The following is a 17,835-nucleotide window of genomic DNA, read 5'->3' on the forward strand; positions in this document are numbered from 1 at the left end:
AATGACTAAAAGGACTAAATTCGATTAATTTCGGATTTAGTCTTTTTTGTCGTTCTTGATGCCCGTCAATTATCTATTGCGTAATCCCACCTATACTGAATTCATCATCAAACGAAGAGGAGTTGCATGTTATGAAATTTCAACGCTGGATTCAGCATCACACGAATCAAATTACGGCGACCACAGCCGGTTTAATTATTCTCGGTTTCATCGGCCGCTTTACGGGTCAAACATGGTTAGACACATCGGCGTTTATTCTCGCTTCAATTATTGCGGCGACACCGATTATTATCAGGGCCTGGGAGGCACTGAGGGTTAAAACGATTAGCATTGAATTATTGGTGAGCATCGCGGTCATTGGTGCGTTTGTCATCCAGGAATTCGATGAATCCGCAATTGTGACTTTTCTATTCTTGTTCGGGACATTCTTAGAAGAGAAAACGTTAGCGCGAACGCGAAAGTCGATCAAGTCACTCACTGAAATGGCACCGACGACTGCGCAAGTTGTCCAAACAGACGGCAGCATAGAGGAAACGGATGTCGATTTTGTTGACGAAGGCGACGTTGTGTTGGTTAAAACGGGAGCTCAGGTGCCGGTGGATGGCAAAATTATCAGCGGCAGTGCCTATCTGAATGAGGCCAGCGTTACGGGTGAATCAAAATTGGTCACTAAGCGGCCGGGTGAATTGGTCTACTCGGGAACAATGGTTGATAACGGGACTATTCAAGTCACGGCGACCAAAGTTGGCGACGATACTACATTTGCCAAGATCATTGAATTAGTTGAGGATGCACAAGATACCAAGTCCCATGTGGAGAAGTTTATTGACCGTTTTGCCACATATTACACACCGGCCGTGTTGCTTCTCGCATTGCTAGTGGGTATATTCTTCCGTGATTTCAAACTCGCGATTACGGTGCTGGTCCTTGGATGCCCTGGTGCCTTGGTAATTGGCGCCCCCGTTTCAAACGTAGCTGGTATTGGTAATGGCGCTAAGAATGGTGTTCTGATCAAGGGTGGCGAAGTGGTTGATACGTTTAGCAAGGTTGACACCCTCGTGTTTGATAAAACAGGTACGCTGACGAAAGGTAAAACGGAAGTTGCCAGCATTCAAACGTATGGGAATGACCGCGCTTTGCTCTATGCTGCCGCAATGGAGCGCGAGTCAGATCATCCACTTGGACGTGCAATCGTGAATTATGCGACCAACCATGACTTGTCAGTGACTGATCTAGTTGTTAACGCAACTAATACGATTAAGGGTCAAGGGATGGCGGCTGAGGTTAATGATCATCATGTTGCGGTGGGTAACCAAACATTAATGACTGCTGAAAAGGTCATCTTAAATAGTGACCAGCAACAGTTGTTAGCGTCGATTCAACATCAGGGCAGCTCAACGGTTTTAGTGGCAGTTGATGGAACATTACAAGCGATTATCGGGATTGCCGATGTCATTCGTGATGGCGTTAAAGAAGATCTTCGCCAGCTAAAGACGATGGGTATCAAACGACTCGTGATGCTCACTGGTGATAACGACCTGACCGCACAGGCGGTTGGTAGCCAGCTTGGCATAGATGAAGTCCACGCCAACCTATTGCCCGAAGATAAAGTCACGTTTGTTAAACAGCTGCAAAAGGAAAACCACAAGGTGGCGTTTGTCGGGGATGGCATTAATGATAGTCCGTCAATTGCAACGGCAGACATCGGCATCGCAATGGGTGGTGGCACTGACGTGGCCGTCGAAACATCTGATATTGTGCTGATGCGATCTTCGTTTGGTGAACTAATTCACGCGTATGGGTTAGCTAAGAAGACGGTTCGCAATACGCGTGAAAATATTATTATTGCGATTGGTACAGTAGCATTCTTATTAATTGGTCTAATCTTCGGATACATTTATATGGCCAGCGGTATGTTTGTCCACGAAGCCAGCATTCTAGTCGTTATCTTCAATGCAATGCGGTTGATTCGTTATGCACCAAAAACGATTAAAGCATCGGTTAAACGAGAAGAACCAACGAATTCGGCGGTCACGACAAATTAATTTTGCGAACTTGATCGGCGTCAATTCTTAATGCGTGGTTAGACATTAGAATAAAAGCAATCAAACAAATATGGAGGTTATTAAAATGAGTAAAGCAATTTTGCAATTAGATGCGTTGTCCTGTCCATCATGTATGCAGAAGATTCAAGGTGCATTGGAAAAGCAAGTTGGTGTTGAGGATGTAAAGGTCTTATTCAACGCGGCTAAAGTTAAGTTGAACTTTGATGAAAGTTCGGTGACTGGCGATGCATTAGCCAACGTTGTTAGAAAATTAGGGTACGAAGTCCAAAGTGTAAAAGTGAAGGCAGTTCAACAATAAAGTGAATTGAGGCAAGAAATATGACAGAAACCGTGGAAGATCGTTACCAAGCAGAATTGAAGCAAGTAGATATTGATCATCACAAACCGACAGCGGGTGCGATGACAGGCCATATCGTCGCTAACTTAGTGGTGTTAGCAAATAAACTACAGCAGGCAAAGTGGTATGTTAAGGGGCCTGAACGTTTCGCCTTGCAGCCAAAATTCAAACAGCTACTCGTGACAGTGCAACGTCAACGGGATGAGCTAGGAGAATGCCTATTGTCTGAGGGAGAAATCGTACCAAGCACTACCAAAGCGTTCACTGAGTACACGATGCTGACAGAAGCAGGTCAAAATAAGTATCAAAATGCTTCTTGGTTGGTTGATAAATTTATTCATGATTTTGAAACAAGTAATTTATTTGTCAGCCGTGCAATTAAGTTATCGGAAAAAGAAGATCGTCCGGCTCTGATGCAATATTTGACGTCGCTGCTTTTTGAAAACAGAAAAACGATTGCAGATTTACAAGCGTTTTTGGGGAACGATGCCAGAACTGGTCTAGACGACGAAGACGGTGATGATTGGGACTAATGATTAACTACCAAATAAAAGGTTACAAAGTGGTACATAAAGCTTTGTAACCTTTTTTGTGTTTTGGAAATAAATATGTAAAAGAAGTTATTAACTCAAATGATTAATGCATGGCACTACTTCTTGATATAAATAAAATTATTCGAATTAGGTACGTATCTTTAATGTTGATATAACGTGGCTTTGATAAATTTCTTTATATTAATATTTTTGTGAATAAGTTGTTCTATTTGCCTTGATTTTATTTTCAATGAGAACTAGTCTGAACCTAAAGTGGCACACTTTTATAATCAAATTTTAATCTTAATGTTTTTAGGGGGCACTTTACGGTGATTAAATCTGAAAATAAACGAGTGAACATTACGGTTACCCCAATCGAGTGGACGCAATTACAGCAATTGACAACAAAGGAAAGATTATCGGTGTCTAAACTAGTTGCACGGTTAATTGACAGTGCGGCTACCGATAATTGACAAGGTTTAGAGAGAAACTTTGAGTTGGCTATGAGAGAGTCTTCAGGGAATTGAGCTTAAATTGCGGAGGCAATTATGCTAAAGAGCAAGTTTCAACATATGGGTGAACGGGAACATTACAAGATGTACAAGGCAGGAAAAACATGGCTTTTCGCTAGTATTATTGCGATGAGTCTTGGAACTGTGCTAGCCACAACCGGCCAATCTGCCAAGGCGGACGCAGAAACTAAACCAGCAACTGAAGTGCCAACCTCTACAAATGCTTCGACGGCAGGCGATGCATCCAGTGCTACGCTGTCATCTTCAAGTGTAGCGCCGGCAAGCAATCAAAGCCAAAGTACTTCTGCTGCGGGGAGCGTGAAAACTGCTGAACCGTCGGCGGATCAAACGGTCAAAAATGCAAGCGCTGCCATTTCGTTACAAACGCCTGCATCTGCCACACCCACAGACCAAACCAATGAATCAAGTTTGACTACTAAGGCTAGCCAACCGGCAAGCATTCAAACGAAGGAAGCGGCATCTGACAACGTCTCACTTGCACCGGCGAGTGCTGCTCGAAGCGGAGCTGACTCAACAAATAGTTCCAGTGCGGCATCTGACGGGAAATCTGCTGCTAGCTCTGCCGATCCCTCGACATCCACGTCCACGCAAATGAATGCAACGTCTACGGCTAATACTGTCGCATCTCAATCAACAACCGCCGTTTCAAAATTGCTGGGCTCTTCAACACAATCACAAGGTACGATTAACTCGTCAAGCGTTGCTTCAGTCAACGCAAAACAGCTTGTTGCTGGGGCTGTGATTACCGAAACAGCCGACAGTGCAGTTACGATTAGTTTGCCTGCCGGTGGTGCAACTCAAAGTGATATTGAAGCTGCTAAGAAGGCAATCGCTGCGACCCATGTCACTAAAGCGATGATTATTGCGAAGGATGATGCAACGGATGTCGGGTACGCCAATGGTGTGGCTGCAGCTAAGGCCAATTTTGCTCAAGGTATGGAGAATGTCTATGAAAATGACATTATCGGCTGGTTAAAACTGGGTGACGATTTTGATCCATCCTCACTGGATTTTAGTGATTTACAGAAGAACACTGATGGGTATGTACATAGTACCGATGCTTCAGACAAGACTGCCAAAGCCAGAATTGATACATGGGTCGATGCTCAGTTGGCTAAAATTGATTGGGCAACGATTTCGAACAGTGATCTCTACGGTGGCGATAACTCTTGGACTGCAAATCAAACGGCGCCAACTACGGAAGAGCAGAATGGCTATTTGGATACTGTTAAAGCCTATTTAAGGGGCCATTTAGTTTCAGAGGCATACTACTTATGGTTATTGCAAGCTTCTAATAATTCAGATAACAGTAAATATTTCGGTCTCCAAGGTAAACTGGATGATTTTCAAACGCTTAGAACACAAATGGAAACGGCCGATGAGCCGGGTAGTCTAACGGGTTCACAAGCAGATTTTTATAAACTGGGTTTCGAATCTGCTTTGGACGGCATAGTGGGACATCCTCAAAATCCTAGTAACCCCCAGACGGTAGCTGTTATTGCCCAAAAAATATTCGGAAATAGTAACGCTTACAGTCCCACTGGTTATGGGGACTCGCTGCTTGCGAACATAGCTAAAGACTATGGTCAGCAGAATATGGATGCAGCTAACTATCAACTTGGTAGTCGGAACGGTGTAAATAAAACGACATTTTTACCACCAGTTGACCAATTGCTCCAATCCAATGCACTACCTAATGCTGGCGCTAACGCTCTAGAAAAAGAAATCTTTAAAACCGCATTTATAAATTATTATGCCAGTTGGCAAAATGTTGTTGCACAGGCGTTTACAGCAGCAACAGAGGACGCCTTAAGCGGTAAGTCAGAGGTACTGGATAATAGTATCTCACCTAAAGATTTATTGACGTATATTGATCAACGAATGCCGGCCGAATATGCATCACAAACGAACACGGACAGTTCCAATAATCAAAAGAACTTGTATCAAGCGATGTATCTTGTGGCACGGTCTTATCTAAGTGGAAAACATGCAACTGTAGCCAGTGCTTTGACCGGGGACGGTAATACCGCCATTCCTACTGGACTTACTGATCAAGCGGCTTTATCCAACCCCAAAGGCACACAGGTCATATCACCACTGGATTTAGCAATTTATTCAGTTTTGACGGGTCACATGTTTAAGTACACGGTTTCTGAAAAGGGCAATCCGATCGTATCTTTGGCTTACCAAACGTCTCCTACAACCTCGGCTAGTGCTGATTGGACAGATGGACCGGCACAAAATAACATGTACCAGTTGGCTCTGAACGTTGCCAATCAGGCTAAGACGGACTTTTTAAGTGACGTGCAGTTAGCGATTAACCAGGGTGATCTATCGAAGCTAGCTAGTGCAGCCGCATTTCTGCCAAATGCCACGAGTCAGGGTGGATTGTCGAACAGCCAATATGCATACTATAAACAGAATTCATATGTTTACTACAAGGTGTTTAGTGCTCTTTATCACAGTTTCTTTACTGATAAGGATGGCAATTCAACGAATGTTATTGCCAAGGCCATTGCAGATGCAGACACGTATGTTAAGCAAAGTGGGGACTCTCATAATGGTCAGCCCATTTCACAGAGTTTGGCAGACGCAAAGAAGGATAATCCGGATTTAACTGCTACGGCGAATGGCAGTGACATAAAGCTAAATGCTGATGTTACGTACACTGCCCCTTATTCTGAAGATTCAACAGGGACACCAGCTGAAACCGTAACGGTCCTGAAGGATAAGGCTGCTAGCAAGCAGGGTGACAGTACATCGACGATTACTAGTACAGAATTGAGTACAGACAATCAAGATAATGCTAAGAAAGTTATTCAAAATGCGATCGACTACGCTTATGTCCATGAAGAAGCGATGGCAATTCCAGCTTATGAGGCTGGTTATGCAGCTGTACAACGTAATTTGAATGTCACACCAACGAGTGAAAAGCCGGCACTAGGAAACCCATCATCAGACACGTATCAGTTTGAAAATAAAAGTACTGTTACAGATATACTTACGCCTGTTTTAACGACTACGAATCCAGATGGCACAACGATTTGGACCGTTCATTATAGTAATGCGGATGGTACAAACACGCTTGTGACAATCACACGAGGCGCAGATACAGCCAATCCCAGTCAAGGTAAGCTAACCAGTCTTCAGATGGTTGTGACCAATGATTCGGCAACTTTAGGTGACAGTGGAGCGCAAACGACGGGCAGTACAAGCGTTAGTTATCCAAGCGTACAGTTAAATGACGACGTGACAAATGACGGTAAAAAGCAAACCACCGTTTCAGTGTCAGCAAACACAGATGGCACGTTAAATTATACGTTTGTCCGTGATGCACTCAACACAGTGGAGACAAAGTTGAGCGCTGATGGTAAGACGACAACCAGCGATGGCACTAGTTCCGGAAAACTTTACCAGGCTGGTTGGGATTATCGTAAATCGTTTATCAGTCAAATGACGTTAGTTCAGCAGGCGGCTGATACGAACTTTAAGAACGATAAAGTCACTGAAGATAATAACAAACTAACAGAGGACCAAACGTACGCTGGTTTCTTCCAGAGCACGGATAAAGACGGCAAGATTGTCCACAACAGTACAATTCAGCTACAACCAATTACGGATGTAAATGGTGCATATGGGACTTATCTAAAGAAAACAATTACTAACCTTGATGGTTCGAAAGTTGATATTACGCTAAACGTAGACGGTAGTTTAGTTTACACAGTTTATGATGTGAATGGTAAAGTTTCCGCCACTAATGGAACTGGAACACTTGGCGCAAAGGATAGTCAAGTTATTATCACGAATCAAGATGCCACAGCTGATGAAGAACCATCGCAGGTTACAATTAGGCGGACCTCGAATGATGCCATTACGGTTAGCGAAATTGGTCTCCAAGACAAAATGGTTAATGATTTAACGGTAACAAACACACAGACGGCGGCCGATGCGACGGTTGTGATGGGTAAAAATGTTGAACCGTCATTTTCATCGACAACGATCGTGACACCAGTCAGCGCATTACATCAAGGGGTTGTTTTAACAGCTGATCCAAGTTTTGGTACCAACGGCATTAAGAGCACTTATGAAAAGAAAAATGCAGACGGCTCTGTGACAAACACTCCGGATGATACAAATGGGCTGACTTATCATGGATACGTGACTGATGCCTCATCTACGGACAACACAAAAGATTATGGCACCGCCGAAAATTCGACCACGACGATCCAATATATTGCGACGAATGTCTCTAACTCGGCTACAAAGACAGCAATGACAGTTAATACAACACAGCCTGGACCAAGTATTACCATTTCACTGGGCAAGGATGCTAACGGCAACGTTCAGTCAACAACCTCATTTGATACAAGCAAAGTAACTGCCGATAATACGGGTAGTGAGATTTTTGAGTGGAGCGGTGTGACTAACTTGCCTGCCGGCTGGACGCACGATGACACAAACTAAACGCTCACCTATAAGCCAACATCTGATGCTGACAAAGCAGCGCTAATTAACGCATTGGCTAAAACAGGCACGTATGCTGTTAACTGGTCAGGTGCTAAAGATGCGACGGCACCGGCGCTTGTTGATCAGTTTGGGGATGTCATGAATCTCGTTATTGACACAAAAGTGAAGAGTCAAAATAGCATAACAGCTAATGTTGACACTTCAGATTCAACGAAGGTTAATGCTGATCATCAATATACATTTAGCAATGCTGATATTGTGAGTGCAACCAAGGCTAATGATCCAAACGGAATGGTCACAGCGTTTATTAAAAATCTGGCTGGCACGTCAGGAAAGACTTACGAGGGAACCATGAATGGATTACCTATACCTAATGGTGTTAAGTCAGTTACGCTGAATGCTGATGGATCCGTGACCGTGACGTTTGACCCAGATAAGGCCACAGCCAATTATGATAAGGCGACAAATACAAATGTAATTAAGCTAGTGTTGCCGTTCACGGTTGATAGTAATGGCCAATATATTCCTGATACCGGGGATACTACCAATAAAACGCCATTAGACAATTTGACGCTGAACATGAATATGCAGGCCGATCTGAAGCTTGCTTATCAGGCTGCTGCTGGTGGTGCTGACACGACGGTCAAAGACGGTAATAGCACTGATAATGTTGCGTACGTTCAGGCGGGGCAAGATTTACAGTCCCCTGTAACTCGAAATGGGCTAGCTTTAGGCAGCACGTACAGTGCAACAGTACCCGCCACAATTAACGCCGCTAGCACGGCGAACTACCAAGGCGCTTCTTATAAGTTGATCAACGGTGTTGCGACAAATGATCCGAATGCTGTTAACTTTAACGACACCCAATTGACGTTTGGTGGCAACACGAGTACCTATCTTTACGCGAAGACTTACGGCAGTGTGTGGAATGTAACGAGTACAGCGCCGTCCCTAACAGATGTGCCAAGCGCACCAGTATCCGACGGAATAACGACGACAATTGATTTAAGCAACGCTGCTAAAGACTTTAATTGGCAAACAGTTAGCTTCCAGCCTGATGCAAACACAGCTGCAAATTACACAACTACGGTGACGGTCAATAAAGATGCCAAGAGTCTAACGGTGACCTATAAACCAAGGAACGCTGCTGCCGACTTAGATTTTCTGGCAGATACCTATCAAGATGGCTTTGATTTGAACGGGTGGCTAACAGATACGCAAACACCTGATGGCAGTAAAACGCCGGTAATGCATAACGCGCTGTATGTGAAAACTAAAACCGCACCGCTTAAGTTAGCGGACTTCACAAAGAAAGCTACCATTAACGTAGCCAAAAGCGGCGATGGCTACGATGCTAGTGCTAAAACTTATACGTTTGATGTTCCAAGCACGGCGCTGAGTGTGAAACAATTGGCGCTGTTAGCAAATGGTCAGAAATTAGTATTAACGTCAGGATCGTCGCAAGCAGATTTGGAAAAAGGCAATTCATCGGTTAATGCTGATAATTGGAAGAATATCACCGGTGTAACTATGAGTTTGGGCGCCGATGGAACTTCAGCCCACATTGTGGCAACGTTAAATACGGCGTTTGCTAAGAGCAATGTTCAAAAGGGTGCCGTATTGACGTTAGGCGCTGATGGAGACTCACCGTTGGCTTCTGGGATCCATTTGGAATTAACACTTGTTAATGATTTAAAACAACAGGCTAGTGGTTTACCAGCAGACTTGCCTAAGGAATCACAACCTGTTTACCCAACCGAAGCTGACCAAGCATTAAATAGTCGATTTGTTGCTAAATCACAGGCCGTGACTGGTTACGCAGTCGTGAGTGCGGCGGATCAGAATAATAAAACTTTGCAGATCACGAAGAATGCTGATGGCAGTGCGTCATATGCGGTTAATTACGATTGGGGCGTTGAAACGGGCGATCCAGTTGCTGATCAGATCACGTGGAACTATGCCCAGGCAGAAATCGATGGCAGTATCGGGTCACAAACCAAAGTTTACGGTAAAGATGATCCTAGCACGCCATATACGGTGACGCTACCAAGCTGGTTAACGGCACCTAAGTGGACAAAAGATGACTTTGAACGAGACAATGACACTAGCGAAGATGTTGGTGATCATAATGTTAAACTGAGCGCAAAGGGAATCAGTGATTTGGCCGCGGCAAACAAGAGCTTTACGATTGACGCCACAACATTAGCCAAGTTGACTGATGGTACGTTAACGATTACGCCGACTGTAACGGTTGAGTATGTTGATCAGGACGGTAATGAATTGGCTGGTAAAAAAGCAGTCGATATAACTGACGAGAAAAAGGGCGCCACAATAACGATTGCCTAGCCAAGTGTTGCGGGCTATACGGTTGAGAGCAATCAACCAACTAGCTACACTTTGACCGGTGCCGGTTCACAGACTGTGAAAGTCGTTTATCGCCAAAATGCATCCGTTACGGCCAATTATTATGTGGTTGGCACTACAAACAAGATTGCTAATTCCGCGACAACGAACGGTGGTGTCGGTCTGACGTATACGACGAATGCAGCCCAAATTCCGGGTTATACATTAGTCGCAACGCCAAGCAATGCCACTGGCACTTATGTAGCGGCTGGCAGCACCGTCAATTATGAGTACACTGTTGATTACAGTGTTGTTCCAGTGGACAGTAATGATAATAAAATTCCAAATGTGCCAGCTCCTTCAGGTACAGGTACTCCAGGCCAACCGGTCGCACCAACGGGTGGCTATCCAACGATTCCAGGATATACAAGAACAACCACACCGAATGTGCCGGATAAGCCGGGACAGGTCAATGTCGTTTATACACCACTGACGGAAACTGTTACGGTTAATTACTACATTCAAGGGACAACGACGCCAATTGCAAGTTCTGCCACGCTGTCTGGACCGTTTGGTAGTGATTATCAGTCGACACCAGCCAATGTTAGCGGCTATAAGCTAGTTGCTACGCCGGCCAACGCCAGCGGCATGTATGGCTTAACGAACGGCGCAGTGGACTACTATTACGAGCTCATTGTGACGGTTGTACCAAAGACGCCCGATGGCAAACCAGTTCCTGGCACGACGCCGACGCAACAACCTGGCGTTCCGGGACAGCCAATTTCAAACGTCCCTCAAATTCCTGGCTACAAAGTTACAGTTGTACCAGAGGTGTCGGGTCAACCAGGCGTGGTAGAGGTGATTTACACGCCGATGACCACACCTGAACAAACACCAAATGAACAGACACCAAAACAACCCGTGGACACACAGACTGTTACACCGGTAGCTGCAAAACCGGTTCCAGTTCGAACGGTTGAGCAAACGACTCCGGCACAGCAAACAACTGTTAAGAAGACGCATGTTCAATTGGCTACAGAAGTTTATGCCCCTGCGCGTGTGGCTGCTAAGTCGCAGGCAAAGGTCTTACCACATACAGGCCAGCAAAGTTCGTTTGCGCTGGTTATTGCCGGGTTAGGTATGATGGCGGCAGGATTCATTTTTCTCGGTGTTCGTAAGTATCGCCGATCGTAAAAGTAACAACATAAACTAGTTTTACAAATGTGAAAAACGTTAATCTCCGTATTGGAGGTTAGCGTTTTTTATTGAAAGTCGTTGGCAGATGATTAGAATGATGAATAACAACGCCATCAGTCAGAAACACTAAGATAATGGCAAGCGAAGGGGATGCGTCAGTATGAAAATTTTAGTGACGGGCTTTGATCCGTTTGGCACGGATAAAATTAATCCGGCGATTGAAACCGTGAAGCAATTGCCAGCACAAATTGCGGGTGCCGATATTGTGAAGCTAGAAATTCCAACGGTGTTTGATCGTTGCGCAACGGTTGTTCAGGATGCTGTTGAACAAGAACATCCAGATTATGTTTTAAACATTGGTCAGGCTGGTGGCCGGGCTGCTATCACGCCGGAACGGGTTGCCATTAATTTTGATGATGGCCGGATTGCGGACAACGAGGGCTTTCAACCGATCAACCGAACGATTCAAAGCGATGGTGCGACGGCTTACTTTACTCAGTTACCGGTTAAGGCAATGGCACGCGCCATTCGCAAAGTTGGCGTGCCAAGCGCAGTGTCGACAACGGCAGGGACTTACGTTTGCAATCACATCATGTATCAGGTGCAGTATATGCGAGATAAACAATTTCCCGCATTGAAGGCAGGATTCATGCACATTCCGTTTCTGCCCGAGCAGGTTGTGAGCCGTCCAAACGTGCCTTCATTGTCATTAGCGGATGATGTGCGTGGTATTACGGCCGCAATTGAGGCAATGGTTGCTTACGATGGTAAAGCAGATATTGAGAGTGTTGAGGGAACAATTGCGTAAAATTCTTATGTGTGGCGACAAGGAATTGAAAAATATTGGCCTGTTCAATTAAGTTTGAGATTAAGAATTGTATTGTGCCGCAAGTGGACTAAAATAAATTTCTGGAGAGAGTTAAACGAAAATTATCAGACGGTTGGTACAGGATTGATGAAAACTTTAAAGAGCATTGTAAGTGTGATCATAGCGTTGTTGATTGGGGTAATCGTGGCGGTGGTAATTAAGGCGACATTATTTCAGTTTGCTTATGTTGCAGGTCCATCGATGCAACCTAATTTAGAGGACCACGAACGAGTGGCGATGTTTAACCGAGCTCCGATTCGCCATAACTCTGTGATTATTTTTGATGCGCAGGGTGAAGATCCGAACGCCACCTCACACATTGATTATGTCAAACGGGTCATTGGCATGCCAGGTGACACGGTTGAAAGCAAGAATGGTGTCCTGTATGTTAATGACCGTAAGATCAATCAGAGTTACATAGGCATGACAGAGCGTAATCAGGGGACTGGTAACTGGACTTTATCGTCGTTAGCCGCACAACATGATTGGCGGGTGAAGTCATCGACAGTTCCTAAGGGGATGTATTTTGTCCTGGGCGATCATCGCTCTGTGTCAAACGACAGTCGTTATTGGGGCTTTGTACAGCAAAAGAAAGTCGCTGGCGTCGTTAAGGTTCCGTTTTGGACGAGTACCGCCAGCAAACGATTTAATATTAACCAGGCTTACAAAACATGGACAGCAGACAAGTAAATTTGCTTTGTGACGTTGAAAACAACGGCGGTGTTTAAAAAGTATTCGTCATTCGAACCTCATGGTTTGATATGACGAATACTTTTTAGGACCCGGTTGTAGTCACTGTGTGTCGAGGATGTGGAATTAATTCGAATTGAAATCAATCGCACATATAATGAAAGAAGTTGTCTGTTTGACTTCGTGCGATATTTTTTTGAACAAAACGCTTGACCGATGTTCGACTTGTTGATATAGTATTACTTGCTGCTACGAGAGGTCGTCAAGTTGCTAAACGGATTTCAAAAAAATGTTTAATTTCTTGCTTGACCGATTAAAAACAGCATGTTATACTAATTAAGTTGTCGCATGACAGCGATGTAGATCTTTGAAAACTGAACAACGTTTCGACGAATCAAATGTGTAGGGTCTTTGAACGAAAGTTCGAAGCAATTACAATTGTGAAGTCAATTCACTTTTCAGCTCCTAAAAGATGGGTTTGTGGTAAACACCATTTTAAAGGAAGCTGATCTTTTTTGTCCGAACAGCGTTCGGATTAATTTTACAATCTACCTTATGGCATAACTGCGTGCGTTTTTCCGGATGACTTTCAGGCCAGCCATGCTTCGATTGTTGGAATTACTTCTGGATTGGCAGGAATGCTAGTAATGTATTTACCACCGGCACATCCCACATTCACAATTGGGTTTCACGTCAGACAAAGTGACTGTGCAACAAAAGGTATGTTGTTATTCATGGGTCGGGGGTTGGTTATCGCTGGTATTGTTATCATAGTGATTGGCAATGCCGTTCCCAATGTCTTGATTCCCGTCGCTGCCGGTCTAACCATGTTCGCTTTAATCGGTGGGTTTGTATATGGTCAGTGGCTGGACCGACGATCAAAATAATTTGGAAAAAATAGTGGCATTAATCCTATGCAAAGTGCATTTAGGGTTAATGCCACTATTTTAGTGTTATAGAAGTTATGATTAATAATAAAACGATAAACGACGCTTTGAAAGATATGATACACAATGACTATTATTGATTCTTGTTTCCCGCCAATAAAGAATTAATAATGAACTCATCAAGTCATAGCGTACAGTATTTTTCGGAGGTTGATAAAATGACTACAGACATTAAAGTTCATGTTTTGCACACAGGTTTAGTTCAAGTTGATCGAGCCTTGCCTTTTCATGACTATTATCGTAATCCCCTGGCATTTACAGGTGTATTGCGATCACATATTAATCAAATTACCTTGCCTGTTTCGAGTTATTTGATTGAGCATCCAAAAGGGTTGGTACTCATTGATACTGGTTGGAACGAATCGGTTCGTCAGAGTCAGTGGCATGAACTGGGCATGCAAGTGCAAATCAATAAAGCCTATTTACCGGCTGAGTGGTCAGTTCGTGAACAGTTAGCAACTTTAGGATATAAACCAAGTGATATTGACTATTTGGTATTAAGCCATTTGCACAGTGATCATGCCAGTGGTCTCAAACTGGTTAAAGAGGCCAAGAGAATTTTAACCAGTGATGCGGAGTGGCAAGCGGCTAATCGCGATAAATTACGGTATATCAATAAAATGTGGCGTGACGTCAACGTAGAAACATTTGCATATGAAAGGCAAATGTGGGTCCCTTACATCAGACATTTGATCTGTTTGGTGATGGGAGTGTTCAGTTCGTTGCCACGCCTGGCCACAGTGCTGGGCTTTCAGCAACAATTGTGACAGGGAAAGATGGACGTGAGGTCGTTCTTGCCGCTGATGTAGGTTATGCACGCGAATCATGGGAAAAAATGGTTACCCCTGGTATTGTGGTAGATCGAAAAGCTGCTATTGAGTCACTGGCTTGGATTAAGCAAGAAGCGGCAAAACCAAATGTTGTTGAGGCGTTGGCAAATCATGATCCTCAGGTAATGCCTCACGTTGTTACATTGAGCTACTAATGTGAATTTTGCTGAGTGATTTGATTAGCGATATTGATAAACGTCGTGTTCATAAAGTGGGCAACATCCTCATTGAGGCCGTGTGCGAGTGACCAAGTAATGTAAGTCATTGCGTTAGCAACATACAGGTTTTGAAGGTAGGCAATCGGCAGAGTCGTGCTGAGGTGATCTCTCAAAAAGCTGGCTAAGCTGTCGTTGATTATTTTCCGAAAATTGGCATCTAAACTAAGACTACTAACATGGACGTTCAACAAGATTAATAGTGCGTCTTTGTCGGGCAAGAGATCTGATACCAAAGTGACAAGGGAAGTAGACTGTGTAACTGTTGAAATTCGTGTCACCATAATTTTTTTGAATTTGTCGGCATATTGATTGTTAAGATGTTCAAGTAATGCAAATTTGTCTACGTAGTGATGGTAAAAAGTAGATCGACCGATTTCCGCCTCCAGACAGATTTGCTGAACCGTGACTTGTTCGAACGATTCTGTTTTTAATAAGTTTAGTAATGTTTGGTCAATCAAATGGATAGTTTTGACAACGCGTAAGTCGGATTCATTCATTTTTTTATCACCTTTCGAAAACTAAATTTATTGTAGTCGATGAACCCAGATGGCGCCAAGAAATGAAAAAGTGAGTTCTGTGATTGCACGATGGTCAAACCTGTGATAATCTATGAACCACAAGTTAATTAGCATACGAACAAAGCTTATATATAACCATGATATGGATGGTTGTCTCTACCCAGAGCCCTAAACTCCGGACTATAAGCAAATTAAGTCAATGTATCCTCGGCTTCTTTTGCGATATCCGCAAGGGAAGCTTTTTTGTTCTCAGAAAATGGAGGAGAAGTTTATCAAACGTCTTGAAGAACGCATTGATGCCGAAGGTCGTGTCCTCGGTGAAGATATTTTAAAAGTTGATAGTTTCCTAAATCATCAGGTGGATCCCGAATTGATGCAGGCTATGGGCGATGAATTTGCTCACTACTTTGCCGATATGGGGATCACTAAAGTGCTAACCGTGGAATCGTCTGGGATTGCACCAGCACTGATGGCTAGTCTTTCTCTTAGTGTTCCGATGGTGTTTGCACGTAAGCACAAGAGCCTGACGCTGACAGATAATTTATACACAGCGACGGTTTACTCCTTTACTAAACAAACTGAAAATACAATTTCAATTTCAAAATCGTTTTTGTCGGCTGATGATAAGGTACTGATTATTGATGATTTTCTCGCAAACGGTCAAGCTGTTAACGGCCTGCTGGATATCTGTGAGGCTGCCGGCGCCACGGTTGGTGGTGTTGGCGTGGTGATTGAGAAACGATTCCAACGTGGTCATCAGTTCATCGTGGACCGTCACATCCCATTGCTCGCTTTGGCAAGTATCGCAAGTTTTGATAATGGTCACGTTGTTTTCAGCCATGAAAAGGAGCAAATTAATGTCCAGTAAATCCACGACAACGGCACGTGAATCCAAAGCTGCCATGCTTGGACTTCAGCATTTATTAGCAATGTACTCAGGCGCCGTATTAGTTCCATTGCTCATTGGTGGCGCCTTGCATTTTAATGCAACTCAAATGACATATTTGGTTTCAGTTGATATTTTCATGAGTGGGTTGGCAACGTTACTCCAACTTCTTACGAATCGTGTTTTCGGGATCGGCTTGCCAGTTGTTCTCGGCTGTGCCGTTCAAGCAGTAGCACCATTAATCTTGATTGGTCAGCACTTTTCGATTGGAACTATGTATGGTGCCATCATTGCGGCCGGTATCTTTGTCTTTTTAATCGCCGGTGTGTTCGCCAAGCTCCGACACCTGTTTCCACCCTTGGTCACAGGCATAGTCATCACCGTTATCGGATTAACACTAATTCCCATTGCATTTTTAAACCTTGGCGGCGGGGATGCATCGGCAAAAACCTTTGGCTCACCTTTAAACCTCGGGGTTGGTTTTCTAACCGTGGCTGTAATCATTGCTGCTAACGTTTGGGGCCGTGGATTTATTCGCCAAATTGCAGTGTTGATTGGGTTGCTAGTTGGTACACTTACAGCCGGAGCATTCGGAATGGTGTCATTAAAACCGGTTTTGCAGGCCAGTTGGTTTCACTTTCCACAACCGTTTTATTTTGGTGTTCCACACTTTGAAATCTCTTCAATCCTAACGATGATTCTGATTTCACTCGTATCAATGGTTGAATCAACCGGTGTTTTCTTCGCTCTGGGAGATATCATGAACAAACCAATTTCGGAAACGGATTTAAAGAAGGGCTACCGTGCTGAAGCCTTGGCAGTTACCCTTGGCGGTTTGTTCAACACATTCCCATACACAACGTTCTCCCAAAATGTTGGATTGGTTCAGCTATCCGGAATTAAGAGTCGCCGACCAGTGTTTTATGCAGCTGGTTTTCTGATGACACTGGGATTATTGCCAAAGATTGGCGCGTTAGCTACGATTATTCCAGCGCCAGTTATCGGTGGCGCGATGGTTGTCATGTTCGGAATGGTTGCGATGCAGGGCGTACGGATGCTTGGTCAAGTTGATTTTCACAACAATAAAAACATCTTGGTTGCGGCAGTTTCTGTTGGTTTAGGTCTGGGCGTTACCGTTCAACCGGCAATTTTCCAAGATTTACCAAAAACGGCCCAACTTATTTTGAGCAATGGTATTGTGATTGCTAGCTTCTCAGCTGTTATTCTAAACTTGCTCTTACGACCGGAGCGCGAGCAGCAACCGGAAAGGGAGAAAACAGTAGTTACTGCGGAGAACCAGACTACAGCAGCAAAGCCAGAGAAGTAAGTCTCCGTGTTAATCGTGAGTTAATTTTATTTCCAATTAGTTAGTGTTTTACAATTAACATCGAAATTAAAAAAG

15 protein-coding genes and 1 riboswitch are annotated in these 17,835 nt (G+C 44.0%); of the genes, 14 read left to right on the forward strand and 1 reads right to left on the reverse strand.

Annotation, left to right across the window (positions count from 1 at the left end):
• Nucleotides 1–131: 131 nt before the first annotated feature.
• The 12 genes from GB992_RS08795 to GB992_RS11810 all read left to right on the forward strand — a co-directional run bounded on the left by GB992_RS08795 (nucleotide 132) and on the right by GB992_RS11810 (nucleotide 14,966).
• Nucleotides 132–2,045, forward strand: a complete 1,914-nt coding sequence (locus tag GB992_RS08795; protein WP_161002096.1) for a heavy metal translocating P-type ATPase — start codon at nucleotides 132–134, stop codon at nucleotides 2,043–2,045.
• Between the two features lie 85 nt (nucleotides 2,046–2,130).
• Complete coding sequence (locus tag GB992_RS08800) at nucleotides 2,131–2,364, forward strand: heavy-metal-associated domain-containing protein (RefSeq protein WP_161002097.1); 234 nt, start codon at nucleotides 2,131–2,133, stop codon at nucleotides 2,362–2,364.
• A gap of 20 nt (nucleotides 2,365–2,384) precedes the next feature.
• Nucleotides 2,385–2,936, forward strand: a complete 552-nt coding sequence (locus GB992_RS08805; RefSeq protein WP_161002098.1) for a ferritin-like domain-containing protein — start codon at nucleotides 2,385–2,387, stop codon at nucleotides 2,934–2,936.
• Between the two features lie 329 nt (nucleotides 2,937–3,265).
• Nucleotides 3,266–3,409: a hypothetical protein gene (locus GB992_RS08810; RefSeq protein ID WP_161002099.1), complete on the forward strand. Its 144-nt coding sequence runs from the start codon at nucleotides 3,266–3,268 to the stop codon at nucleotides 3,407–3,409.
• Between the two features lie 75 nt (nucleotides 3,410–3,484).
• On the forward strand, nucleotides 3,485–7,933 hold the full coding sequence (locus tag GB992_RS08815; RefSeq protein WP_161002100.1) for a KxYKxGKxW signal peptide domain-containing protein: 4,449 nt from the start codon (nucleotides 3,485–3,487) through the stop codon (nucleotides 7,931–7,933).
• 54 nt (nucleotides 7,934–7,987) lie between these two features.
• The gene (locus GB992_RS08820; protein WP_161002101.1) at nucleotides 7,988–10,282 is read left to right on the forward strand and encodes an MBG domain-containing protein; all 2,295 of its coding nucleotides are present in this window, start codon (nucleotides 7,988–7,990) and stop codon (nucleotides 10,280–10,282) included.
• A 75-nt stretch (nucleotides 10,283–10,357) separates the two neighbouring features.
• Nucleotides 10,358–11,473: a MucBP domain-containing protein gene (locus GB992_RS08825; RefSeq protein WP_161002102.1), complete on the forward strand. Its 1,116-nt coding sequence runs from the start codon at nucleotides 10,358–10,360 to the stop codon at nucleotides 11,471–11,473.
• Between the two features lie 163 nt (nucleotides 11,474–11,636).
• On the forward strand, nucleotides 11,637–12,284 hold the full coding sequence (gene pcp, locus GB992_RS08830) for a pyroglutamyl-peptidase I (protein ID WP_161002103.1): 648 nt from the start codon (nucleotides 11,637–11,639) through the stop codon (nucleotides 12,282–12,284).
• A 147-nt stretch (nucleotides 12,285–12,431) separates the two neighbouring features.
• Nucleotides 12,432–13,034: a signal peptidase I gene (lepB, locus tag GB992_RS08835; protein ID WP_161002104.1), complete on the forward strand. Its 603-nt coding sequence runs from the start codon at nucleotides 12,432–12,434 to the stop codon at nucleotides 13,032–13,034.
• Nucleotides 13,035–13,681: 647 nt separating this feature from the next.
• Nucleotides 13,682–13,921, forward strand: coding sequence for a hypothetical protein (locus GB992_RS08840; RefSeq protein WP_161002105.1), 240 nt, complete (start codon nucleotides 13,682–13,684; stop codon nucleotides 13,919–13,921).
• Between the two features lie 218 nt (nucleotides 13,922–14,139).
• On the forward strand, nucleotides 14,140–14,748 hold the full coding sequence (locus tag GB992_RS08845; RefSeq protein WP_238331087.1) for an MBL fold metallo-hydrolase: 609 nt from the start codon (nucleotides 14,140–14,142) through the stop codon (nucleotides 14,746–14,748).
• Nucleotides 14,745–14,966: a hypothetical protein gene (locus GB992_RS11810; RefSeq protein ID WP_238331088.1), complete on the forward strand. Its 222-nt coding sequence runs from the start codon at nucleotides 14,745–14,747 to the stop codon at nucleotides 14,964–14,966. Before GB992_RS08845 ends, GB992_RS11810 begins: the two co-directional genes overlap by 4 nt.
• Here GB992_RS11810 and GB992_RS08850 read toward each other — a convergent pair.
• Nucleotides 14,963–15,526 (reverse strand): TetR/AcrR family transcriptional regulator, encoded by a 564-nt coding sequence (locus GB992_RS08850; RefSeq protein ID WP_161002106.1) that lies wholly within the window; start codon nucleotides 15,524–15,526, stop codon nucleotides 14,963–14,965. The genes GB992_RS11810 and GB992_RS08850 overlap by 4 nt on opposite strands.
• 126 nt (nucleotides 15,527–15,652) lie before the next feature.
• Nucleotides 15,653–15,750, forward strand: a riboswitch (purine riboswitch).
• A 68-nt stretch (nucleotides 15,751–15,818) separates the two neighbouring features.
• Between GB992_RS08850 and GB992_RS08855 the strand changes: the two genes are divergently transcribed.
• Nucleotides 15,819–16,415, forward strand: a complete 597-nt coding sequence (locus GB992_RS08855; protein WP_161002131.1) for a xanthine phosphoribosyltransferase — start codon at nucleotides 15,819–15,821, stop codon at nucleotides 16,413–16,415.
• Nucleotides 16,405–17,760, forward strand: a complete 1,356-nt coding sequence (locus GB992_RS08860; RefSeq protein ID WP_161002107.1) for a nucleobase:cation symporter-2 family protein — start codon at nucleotides 16,405–16,407, stop codon at nucleotides 17,758–17,760. Before GB992_RS08855 ends, GB992_RS08860 begins: the two co-directional genes overlap by 11 nt.
• Nucleotides 17,761–17,835 lie beyond the last annotated feature (75 nt).

The organism is Furfurilactobacillus milii (genome assembly GCF_009863985.1).
Taxonomy (GTDB): domain Bacteria; phylum Bacillota; class Bacilli; order Lactobacillales; family Lactobacillaceae; genus Furfurilactobacillus; species Furfurilactobacillus milii_A.

Excerpts from the sequence above, each read along its gene's own strand:
- lepB (WP_161002104.1), top strand. The coding sequence starts at position 12,432 with ATGAAAACTTTAAAGAGCATTGTAAGTGTGATCATAGCGTTGTTGATT.
- GB992_RS08805 (WP_161002098.1), top strand. The coding sequence starts at position 2,385 with ATGACAGAAACCGTGGAAGATCGTTACCAAGCAGAATTGAAGCAAGTA.
- GB992_RS08800 (WP_161002097.1), top strand. The coding sequence starts at position 2,131 with ATGAGTAAAGCAATTTTGCAATTAGATGCGTTGTCCTGTCCATCATGT.
- GB992_RS08860 (WP_161002107.1), top strand. The coding sequence starts at position 16,405 with ATGTCCAGTAAATCCACGACAACGGCACGTGAATCCAAAGCTGCCATG.
- GB992_RS08815 (WP_161002100.1), top strand. The coding sequence starts at position 3,485 with ATGCTAAAGAGCAAGTTTCAACATATGGGTGAACGGGAACATTACAAG.
- GB992_RS08845 (WP_238331087.1), top strand. The coding sequence starts at position 14,140 with ATGACTACAGACATTAAAGTTCATGTTTTGCACACAGGTTTAGTTCAA.
- GB992_RS08795 (WP_161002096.1), top strand. The coding sequence starts at position 132 with ATGAAATTTCAACGCTGGATTCAGCATCACACGAATCAAATTACGGCG.
- pcp (WP_161002103.1), top strand. The coding sequence starts at position 11,637 with ATGAAAATTTTAGTGACGGGCTTTGATCCGTTTGGCACGGATAAAATT.
- GB992_RS08840 (WP_161002105.1), top strand. The coding sequence starts at position 13,682 with ATGTATTTACCACCGGCACATCCCACATTCACAATTGGGTTTCACGTC.
- GB992_RS08850 (WP_161002106.1), bottom strand. The coding sequence starts at position 15,526 with ATGAATGAATCCGACTTACGCGTTGTCAAAACTATCCATTTGATTGAC.